The 9,858-nt window shown below is 63.5% G+C and carries 8 protein-coding genes and 1 pseudogene; 1 reads left to right on the top strand and 8 read right to left on the bottom strand.

Going from position 1 to position 9,858, the window contains the following annotated elements; genetic code table 11:
- The 6 genes from VF672_RS17830 to VF672_RS17805 form a co-directional block, all read right to left on the bottom strand.
- The coding region (locus VF672_RS17830; protein ID WP_331105880.1) for a 2Fe-2S iron-sulfur cluster-binding protein at positions 1 to 207 on the bottom strand (207 nt) is incomplete at its 3' end.
- On the bottom strand, positions 197 to 1,339 hold the full coding sequence (locus VF672_RS17825; protein WP_331105879.1) for an FAD-dependent oxidoreductase: 1,143 nt from the start codon (positions 1,337 to 1,339) through the stop codon (positions 197 to 199). The genes VF672_RS17830 and VF672_RS17825, both read right to left, overlap by 11 nt.
- Positions 1,336 to 2,133 (bottom strand): ABC transporter permease, encoded by a 798-nt coding sequence (locus VF672_RS17820; RefSeq protein WP_331105878.1) that lies wholly within the window; start codon positions 2,131 to 2,133, stop codon positions 1,336 to 1,338. The genes VF672_RS17825 and VF672_RS17820 overlap by 4 nt, the downstream gene beginning before the upstream one ends.
- 6 nt (positions 2,134 to 2,139) lie before the next feature.
- Entirely contained in the window at positions 2,140 to 3,012 is an 873-nt protein-coding gene (locus VF672_RS17815; protein ID WP_331105877.1) for an ABC transporter permease, read from the bottom strand.
- Positions 2,999 to 4,072 (bottom strand): ABC transporter ATP-binding protein, encoded by a 1,074-nt coding sequence (locus tag VF672_RS17810; protein ID WP_331105876.1) that lies wholly within the window; start codon positions 4,070 to 4,072, stop codon positions 2,999 to 3,001. The genes VF672_RS17815 and VF672_RS17810 overlap by 14 nt, the downstream gene beginning before the upstream one ends.
- A gap of 122 nt (positions 4,073 to 4,194) precedes the next feature.
- Complete coding sequence (locus VF672_RS17805; RefSeq protein ID WP_331105875.1) at positions 4,195 to 5,271, bottom strand: ABC transporter substrate-binding protein; 1,077 nt, start codon at positions 5,269 to 5,271, stop codon at positions 4,195 to 4,197.
- Between the two features lie 222 nt (positions 5,272 to 5,493).
- On the opposite strand from VF672_RS17805, the gene VF672_RS17800 reads away from it, so the two are divergent.
- Entirely contained in the window at positions 5,494 to 6,384 is an 891-nt protein-coding gene (locus VF672_RS17800; protein ID WP_331105874.1) for a LysR substrate-binding domain-containing protein, read from the top strand.
- Between the two features lie 271 nt (positions 6,385 to 6,655).
- On the opposite strand, the gene VF672_RS17795 is transcribed toward VF672_RS17800, so the two are convergent.
- Positions 6,656 to 9,028 carry a membrane-bound PQQ-dependent dehydrogenase, glucose/quinate/shikimate family gene (locus tag VF672_RS17795; RefSeq protein ID WP_331105873.1) on the bottom strand — a complete coding sequence of 791 codons (2,373 nt, stop codon included), beginning with the start codon at positions 9,026 to 9,028 and terminating at the stop codon, positions 6,656 to 6,658.
- Positions 9,029 to 9,177: 149 nt separating this feature from the next.
- A pseudogene (locus VF672_RS17790) lies at positions 9,178 to 9,858 on the bottom strand (type II and III secretion system protein); the annotation flags it as partial.

Genomic DNA, 9,858 nt, shown 5'->3' with positions numbered 1-9,858 from the left:
GAAGCACACGCCCATCATGCAATACGGCGCGCGGGGCGATTCACTCACCGGCGTCGCGCGAAAACGCTGGATGCCCGACATCAGCAGCGCCGCCGCGACGCTGATGCCCGCCGGCACTTCGAGGGGTTGATCGTTGAAGCTGATGTGGACAGTCCGCGTCGACCTGACCTCACTCATGACCGGTTGAAACAGCGGATCAGTGCGCATGGGAAAACACCTTGTCAGTCAGAAAACGCTCGCCGGCAAACACGCCGAGTTCCTCAGGCATCGCGCCGCCCATCACCCACGGCGCGATGCGCAGCGCGTGGGCGGCGGCCAGGGTCACGCCGCTGTGGCACGTCACCACGAAGGCGCCCGGGTGGCTGGCCGATTGCTGATAAATGGGAAAACCGTCGGGGCTCATCACCCGAAGCGCCGCCCAGGCCCGAATAAGCCGCACTTCACGCAGCAGCGGAAAGGTCGCCACGCCGCGCCGGGCGATCGCTTCGAGCACGTGGGTGGACGTGCTGTCGTCAAAACCCACCTCCTCCATCGAGTCGCCCAGCTGCACCGTGCCTTCGTCGGTCTGCCGCACGTTGATGGTCGGATGATCGAGAAACGGCCGCACGCGCTCACTGACCAGCACCTGCCCGCGGTTCGGTGCCACCGGCGCGTGCAGGCCCACTTGCCGCGCCAGGCCGGGATTGCCAAGTCCGGCCGCCAGCACCACGCGCGGTGCGATGAAGCGTTGATCGCCTGCGGTCACGCAAAACTCGCCCGTCGCACCGTCGATACGGTCGACCTGCACGCCGTTATAGAACCGCGCCCCCTTCGCCTGCGCCGAGGTGTGCAGCGCGCGCAGCAGTTTCAGCGGATTGACGTGGCCGTCCTGCGGCGTGTAGCTGGCGCCCACCACGGCGGGCCCGATCAATGGCAGGCGCGCCTTGACCTCGGCGGCATCGAGCATCTGGAACGGGTAATCCCCCAGCGCGTCCTGCAGGGTTTGCAAGCGCGACTGGCGTTCGATCAGTTCTTCATCGCTGAAGCACATGTGAAAACCACCCGGCTGCCTGAGCTGCACGTCCACCCCGCTGTCGGCCAGCAGCGCCTCGGCAAAGCCCGGCCAGCGGGTCGCCGAAGAGCGCGTCCAGCGCGAGTAGTCCGGCAAATCGTGGCCTTTGCCCTGAACCCAGACCAGGCCGAAATTGCCGCGCGAGGCCCGAAACGCATCGTCGCCCTGGTCCAGCACCACGGTGTTCGCCCCGTTGCGCGCCAGGCCGTACGCCACCGCCGTCCCCACCAGCCCGCCGCCGATGACGATCACGTCCGACTGGATGACGCTCTGTGTGCCTTGGCTCATTTGCCTTCTCCAATCAACACCCGGTCCAATCCGACCATTCGGTCCAATATCAGCATCAGCAGCAACGTACCGACGATCAGCACAGTCGAAACCGCGGTAATCAGGGGGTCGATGGTCTGGGAAATCTGGTTGTACATCGCCACCGGCAAGGTCGTGGTGCCAGGCGTTGCCACGAACACGGTCATCGTCAGCTCGTCGAAACTTTGAATGAATGCCAACATCCAGCCGCCGATCACACCGGTGCGAATCCGCGGCAGCACCACGCGGTAAAACGCCGTCCAGCGACTGGCACCGAGGGACATTGCAGCGTGCTCGATGTCGCGTTCCAGGCCGATGGTCGACGCCAGCGTCAGGCGCAGCGCATACGGCAGGACGACAATGACGTGGGTCAGGGTCAGCGCCCAGAACGAACCGCCGATCTGCGCCAGGGAAAAGAAGCGCAGAAACGCGATCCCCAGCACCACCGACGGAATCATCAGCGGCGACAGCAGAAACCCTGTTACCGCGCCACGACCGGGAAAGTCGTAGCGGCTGATGGCGAGAGCCGCCGGCACCGCCAGCAGCGCAGCAATGGTCGCCGACGCCAGGCCCAGTTTGATCGACAGCGCGAAGGCGTCGAGCATTTCCTGGTTGTCCGCCAGCGCGTGAAACCAGCGCAGTGACAGGCCCTCGGTCGGCAACGACAGGTAGCCCTTGGTGGTGAACGCCATCGCCATTACCACCAGCAGCGGCGCGACGATGAACGTGACAAACACGGCGTGGAACAGCAGCGAGAAAATTCCGTTCTTGTGCATGGGCGGCTACTCGAAGACTTGCTTGAAGCGGCGCTCGGCCAGCTTGCTGCAACCCAGAATGATGATCAGATTGGCCAGCAGCAAAAGCATCGCGATGGCCGCACCGAGCGGCCAGTTCAGGGTGCCGAGGAATTCGTCATACGCCGCCGTCGCCACGACTTTCAGGCGCCGGCCGCCGATGATCGCGGGCGTGGCGAAGGCCGAGGCGGCCAGGGCGAAGACGATGATCGAACCGGACAGCACGCCCGGCATGATCTGCGGCAGGATGATGCGGCGGAACACCGTCAGCCGCGAGGCGCCGAGGGACAGGCCTGCCCACTCCACCTGCAGGTCCAGCCGTTGCAGGGTCGCCCAGACGGCAATGACCATGAACGGCACCAGCACGTGAGTCAGCGCAATCACTACACCCACCTGGGTAAACAACATTTTTACCGGCTGATCGGTGATGCCCAGCGCTTGCAGCGCGTCGTTGATCAGCCCATTGTTGCCCAGCAGAATCGCCCAACCCAGGGTCCGCACCACCACGGAAATCAACAGCGGCCCCAACACCACCAGCAGGAACAGCGAACGCCAGCGCGGCGCCATGCGCGCAATGATGATGGTCTCCGGAATGCCCAGCAGCACGCACAGCACGGTGACCGCCAGCGCCATGCCGCCGGTGCGCAGGAAAATCTCGTGGAAATAATCGTCCTTGAACACCTCCAGGTAATTGCCAAGGCTGTAGCCGGGCACCACGCCGTCGGTGTCGCTGAACAGGTTCAATGACAACACGGCAGTCAGCAGCAAAGGCGCCAGCAGCAGCGCGATGAAGACCACCAGCGCCGGCCCGCTGAGCAGCCACGGCGCCACGCCCACCCGTTCGGCGTCATACGTTGCCATGGGCGACCTCCCGGTCCAGCAGGCGCAGGTCATCGTCGGACCAGTCCAGCCCGACCTCACTGCCCTCCTCCGGCGGCGGCGTGCCGAGGTTCGGCAGGGTCATGTGCACCAGCCCCAGACGACTCTCCACCGCCATCAACCACAGATTACCGAGGAACACCCGCAGCCTGACGCGACCGGAAAACCGCCCGCTGCCGACCTCGACCAGGCGGATTTTTTCCGGGCGAATGTAGACATTGACGTCATTGCCCAGCGCGCGGTCTTCGTGGGGCACGTGCATCAGCGTGTCGTGGACCTGCACGTGACAGCAGCGATCGTTGCGTAACTGCACGGCGCCGGCGAAGGCGTTGGTCTTGCCAAGGAACGCCGAAGCGAACGGCGAATGCGGCCTCTCGTAAGCTTCGAAGGGCGTGTCGATCTGCACGATGCGTCCCTTCTGCATCACCGCGATGCGGTCGCTCATGGTCATGGCCTCGACCTGATCGTGGGTCACCAGAATGGTAGTGATGCCCAGCTCGCGCTGAATGGCCCGCAGCTCGATGTGCATCTCTTCGCGCAGCTTGGCGTCCAGGTTGGACATGGGTTCGTCGAGCAGCAGCAGGTTCGGGCGGATCGCCAGGGCACGGGCAATCGCCACCCGCTGACGCTGCCCACCGGACAGGGCTTTGGGGTACCGCTCACCGAGGCCGTTCAGGCGCACCAGTGCCAGCGCTTCGTCGACGCGTTTGCCGCGCTCGGCCTTGGGCACGCCGCGCATCTCGAGGCCAAAGCTGATGTTCTGCGCCACGGTCATGTGCGGGAACAACGCGTAGCTCTGGAAGACGATGCCCAGGCCGCGCTGTTCGGGACGTACGTGAGTGATGTCGCGGCCGTCGAGGACGATGCGGCCTTCGGTGGGCTGCACGAAGCCTGCGATGGATTGCAGGGTGGTGGTCTTGCCGCACCCGGACGGGCCCAGCAAGGCGATGAACTCGCCGTGCCGGACTTCCAGGTTCAAACCGTCAATGGCCCTGAACGTGCCGTAGGTCTTGACGATGCCTTCGAGGGTGAGAAATGCCATGGGCGTGCCACGCAGGCGAACCTGCGTCTCCAGAAGGGTGCTCGGTAGGATCGGCGCGTACGCTGATCAGCGGCAGTCGATCGATGAAACCGATCAGTGAGCAACGCTCACTGAATCGAGCCCTAGCGCTCGACGGTCCGGTTCCAGCGCGTCGTCCACTCGCTGCGCTGCGGATTGATGGCGTCCCAATCGACCTTGATCAGTGCGTTGACCTTCTCCGGGCCGTACGGCATGCGCGCGGCGACGTCGTCGGGAAGCTTGACGGTCTGGTTGACCGGCGCGAAGCCGTTTTCCCGCGCCTGGATCTCCTGCACCTCAGGTGACAGCACGTACTGGATAAACGCCTGGGCCAGCCCGGACTGGGCGTTGGGTGTCACGCTGCAGGCGGCGACCTGGAGGGCGATCCCGCCTTCCCTGGGGTAGATGAACTTAAGCGGAAAACCGGTGCCCTGCAGCGCCACGGCCCGGCCGCTGCCATACACCGCCATGACGATGTCGCCGTTCTGCATCATGCCGTCCATTTCCCCGGGCGCTGACACCCACGCCAGCACGTTGGGACCGATTTCGTCCTTCAGCGCCTTGAAGCCCGGGTCGATGTTCTTTTCGCCGCCGCCCCTCAACCGGGCCATTTCCACCAGCGTGTGCAGGCCATAGGTATTGGTCACCGGAGGCATGCCCAGCAGTTGCTTGAAGCGCGGGTCGGTGAGGTTTTCCCAGGAATCCGGGGCGGCCCAGCCGCGTTTCTTGAAGGCCTCTTCGTTGTAGCCGATGCCCGTCGCTACCACGCCAATCCCGGTGGCTTCCGGGCTCAGGCGCGCCAGCGGATAGAGGTCTTTGTAAATCGGCGCGTCGGTGAGCTTTTCACACAGCCCCATCTGCAGCGCCTGGTACATCGGGCCGTCGTCCATCATCGCGACGTTGATCTGCTGACGGCCTTTCTGTGCCTGCAGCTTGGCCAGGGTCTCCGTGGAATTGCCGGCCACGTACACGACTTTGACGTTGTGCTGTTTTTCGAAAGCCGGGATCACGCGGTTTTGGTACATCTGCTCGGTCGAACCGCCGACGCCGGCCACGTACAGCGTGGTCTCGGCAAAGGACTGCGTGCTGCTCAGTGCGCCGAGCGTCAGGGCCAGAACCACTGCACTGCGATGGAAGGGACGAAACGGTCGTGCTGCTGAAGGAAGGTCAAGGCTATTCACAGACTATCTCCGAAGTGCGTGGGGCAGATCGAACAATGCGTCAGTCGCTTCGGTGTCACCCGAAGCCGTGCATGCAGCGTGCATGCGCCCGGCGAATCCATCGCCGGGTGGCGCATCTTCATGTGCGCTATGGGTGGCTGGGTTCGAGTATTGCCAAACCCCTTCCATATGGTCAAATACGGATATCAGCCCTGGTTATTCATATTTGATATGGAGTGCGACATGAACCTCAGACAGATCGAAGCCTTCCGCAGCGTCATGCGGTTGGGTTCCATGACCGCTGCCGCCGAGGTGCTGTTTACCTCCCAGCCCAACATCAGCCGGTTGATTGCCCAGCTGGAACTGAGCACCGGGCTGAACCTGTTCAAGCGTGCAGGCGTGCGGTTGATTCCGACTCAGGAAGGCCAGGCGTTTTTTCAAGAGGTCGAGCGCGCCTACGTCGGGCTCGACAGCCTCAAGTTGTCAGCAAAGAATATTCGCAATCTGGGCACCGGACGTTTGCGCGTGGCCGCGGTGCCGTCCACCGGGTTAAGCATGATTCCCCAAGTGCTCAAGGCGTTTACCGAGTCGCGTCCGGAGTTGACCGTTTCCCTGCACGTGAACTCTTCGCCCACCGTTGAACAATGGGTGAAGTCGCAGTTCTGTGATGTGGGGATTGTGGTCAAACCTGGCGATGTCGACAGCCAGCAGATCGAGTTGCTCAGCGAAGTGGCGGCGGTCTGCGTGTTACCGGCGTCCCATCCTCTGGCGAGTCGGGCGAGCATCACCTTCACCGACCTTGAGGGCGAAACCTTCGTCTCGTTGTGCCACGGCGATGGCACCCGCGCGCTGGTCGACGGCCTGTTCGAACAGGCGGGCGTGGAAAGAGTCATGACCGTAGAAGCGCAATACAGCGCGATCAACTGCGAGATGGTCGCGTTGGGCATGGGCATCACCCTGGCGCATCCGTTGGTGGCCCGGGATTACCGGCACCGGGACATCGTCATCCGCCCCTTCGTGCCGCAGATCCTGTTCCCCACCTACGTCATGTGGGCATCGCCCCAGGCGCGGACCAAATTGTCCGAAGAGTTCGTCGACACGCTGAAAGCGTTCTACCAGAACATCGTTTTTTAACAGCACGCCGCGGCAGCGCTCCCGTTAGGCACCGATCCATAGTAGGAGCGTGGCTTGTCCCGCGATCTGGCGCGCAGCGGCAGCATCCAGGGCGCCGCATTCCGTCGAGCGAACCGCGTGCAAAGGTTTCACGACCGGTCCCCGGCCGATCGCGGGACAAGCCACGCGCCTACAGAATGTACGTTTTGACCGCGTGCTTACGGTTAATGCCCGCGCGTAAAAAAGGCCGGGACGCACTACTGCGTCACGGCCTTTTTCACACGTCATCCCATCAATCCAGACGGAACGCGATCACGCTGTCGCCCAGCGTGGTGCCGAGCGAGCCGTGTCCACCGGCGGAGATAACGACGTATTGCTTGCCGTCGCTGCCCATGTAGGTAGAAGGCGTCGCCTGGCCGCCTGCCGGCAGCTCTTTCTCCCACAGCACCGCGCCAGTGTTGATGTCGTACGCGCGGAGGAAGTTATCCGCCGTGGCGCCGTGGAACACCACGCCGCCCGCTGTCACCAGCGGACCGCCGTGGGCGACCATGCCCATCGGGAAGCCAATCGGGAAGCGGCCTGGCAGGAACGTGGTCTTGAGGTTTTTGGTGGTGCCGGTGCGGCGCATCCACTCGGTTTTGCCGCTGGTCAGGTCAACGCCCACCATGCGGCCCCAAGGCGGCGCAATGCAGGGCACGCCCAGCTCCGAGGCGAACTGCTTGATGCGGATCGCGTAGTCGCCCTTGAAGTTCTCGTTCCAGTACGGCGTGCCATCCTGGGTGAACAGACGCTTCTCGGCGGTTTCCGGAGTGCGCTTGATCAGGTTGTAGGTGTAGGCCAGACGCACCGGTGCGGCGATGAGAATCTGCCGGTCCGGATCGACCGCCACCGAACCCCAGTTGAACGCACCGATGTTGCCCGGGAAGATCAGGGAGCCCTGCTCGGTGCTGGGCGTCCACGGGTTGCCGTCATAGCGCAGCTTGTTGTAGGTCGTGCGGCAGGACATCTGATCGAACGGCGTCAGGCCCCACATGGATTTTTCGGTCAGCGGCTCGGGAATGAAGTTGATCTTCGACACCGGCTGAGTCGCGGCGAACTGCTCGCCCGCCACGCCGCCCTGGGTCGACACATTGACCTGATCGACCGGCACGATCGGCTGGCCGGTGAGGCGGTTCAGGACAAAAATGTTGCCCACTTTGGTCGGCAGGATCAGCGCTGGCTGCTGGCTGCCGGCTTTGCCGACGTCCATCAGGGTCGGCTGCGAGGGGTTATCGCGGTCCCAGAGATCGTTGTTCGACGACTGGAACTTCCACTTGAACGCACCGGTATTCAAGTCCAGCGCCACCAGCGTGTCACGGAATTTTTCCGTGTTGCTGTTCGGGTCACGGTTGATGCCCAGCTCGTCCGGGGAGGCGTTGCCGAAGGGTACGAACACCAGGCCGTTCTTCATGTCGGCACTCAGCGTGCCCCAGGCCACCGGCGTGTCCTGCGGGTAGGTCTGATCGGCCGCGATGGGCTGGGTGTTTTCCGGATGGGCCGGGTCGAAGTTCCACACCAGCTTGCCGGTCACGGCGTTGTAGGCGCGGATCACGCCCGAGGGGTTGCCGTCGTTGTAGCCGTTGTCCATCACCGAACCGCCGACGATCACCAGCTCACCGGCGATCAACGGGGCGGCAGTCTGCATCAGGGCATGGGGGCGGATCTCGCCCATGTTGGCGCTCAGATCGACCACACCGTTATTGCCGAAATCGCTGCACAGCTTACCGGTGTCAGCGTCCAGGGCCACCAGTTTGGCGTCCGCCGTGGCACTGATGATGCGCTTGGCGCACTGGCTCGCCGTTGCATCGGCTGCGGCGGTTGTCGCTGGCGCGTAATAGCTGACGCCACGGCAGGTCTGATGCTGCTGCAGATAAGAGCGGTTTTTTTCCGGCTCCCACTTCCAGTCCAGCTTGCCGGTTTCAGGGTTCAGCGCGTGCACTTCGTTGTGCGCCGTGCAGAAGTAGACCCGGTTGTTGACCTTCAGCGGCGTCGCTTCGAAGGTGTACTCGCCGGCGTCCTTTGCGGCATCGCGCAGGTCGCCGGTGTGGTATTCCCACGCCACGGCAAGCTTCTTCACGTTGCCGGGGTTGATCTGATCGAGGCTAGAGAAGCGCTGCCCGTTGTTGGTGCCGCCATAGGCGACCCAGTCATTGCCGGCTTCGCCCGTGCTGCGCGTCGCCACCGGGGTTTCGATCTTGCCGGCGACCGGGTACGGGTCGTAGAACATCACCGCCAGCACGATCAGGATCATCACGCCAACCGTGCCACCCAGAAACGGATGGAAGCGGCGCGCGTCGACCGGGTTCTGCGCCTTGTACAGCGGACGCACCACCCACGGCAGCGCCAGCCACAGACCCAGCAGCGCGAACAGGTCGCCGCGCGGGATCCACTGCCATTTGTCGAAGCCGACCTCGTAGACGATCCAGATCAGAATCCCCCACATCAACAGCGCATAAACGGTCAGCGCCGATGGCTTTTTCAGAAACAGCAGCACCGCCGACGCGAGTACGGCGAGGGCGATGATCGAATACGCCGGCGAGCCGCCTGCGGCCACCAGTTGCGCGCCCATGTACAACAAGGCGATGGCGAAAATCGCCATCACCACCCCAGTCACTCTCAAGATCATTGTTGGTTTTCCGTGTAGGGGCCGGTGATGGCGCCCGATGTTTGCCAAGTGCGCGAAGCGGGCTGTCAAAGCCGCCTTCGCAAGCGTTCCTGCGCATATTACCGCCCAGACCGCGCGCCCCGGAACACTTTGTTACAGCTGTGAAGCGTCTAGCGCAGGGCTTGCGGCGCGCTGGCACCGTTCAGCAGCTGCATCTGTTGACGGTAATCGTCGGTGACCTGCCTTGCCTGGCTGCTGCTGTTGATGACCCGCGGCGTGATCAGCACCAGCAACTCGGTGCGGTCTCTGGACCTGCTGCGATTGCCGAACAGCCAGCCCAGACCGGGCACTCGGCCCAGATACGGCACGCTGCTCACGCTCTCACTGTTGTCCTGTTTGATCAGTCCGCCGAGCAACACGGTCTGCCCGCTTTGCGCGGCGACCTGGGTCGACACCGACCGCGTCGAAATGCGCGGGTTGCCGTTCACGGTGACAGTGTCGTCGGCGTCGCTGACCTGCTGCTGGATGTCCATGTACACCAGACCGCCCGGGTTGATGCGCGGTACGACGTTGAGGATCACGCCGGTCTGCAGGTACTCGACGCTGCTCAGTGTGGTGTCCGAGGTGGCGGTGTTGACGGTGGTCTGGCTGATGGGAATGTTGTCGCCGACCTGAATCTGCGCGTTTTCGTTGTTCATCACCACCAGCGACGGCGCCGACAGCACCTGGGTGCGGCCGTTGGTCTCCAGCGCATGAATCGCCACTTGCAGGTTGGTGCTGACAAAGGAATAAAACAACGAATCGGTCGAACCCAGCCCGGCCCCGCCTCCGCCCAGTGCTCCCTGACTGCC

Origin of the sequence: Pseudomonas sp. (assembly GCF_036387035.1) — a bacterium.
Lineage (GTDB): Bacteria > Pseudomonadota > Gammaproteobacteria > Pseudomonadales > Pseudomonadaceae > Aquipseudomonas.
Note: the sequence above shows the minus strand (reverse complement) of the source record. Positions and strands in the feature narration are given on the sequence as shown.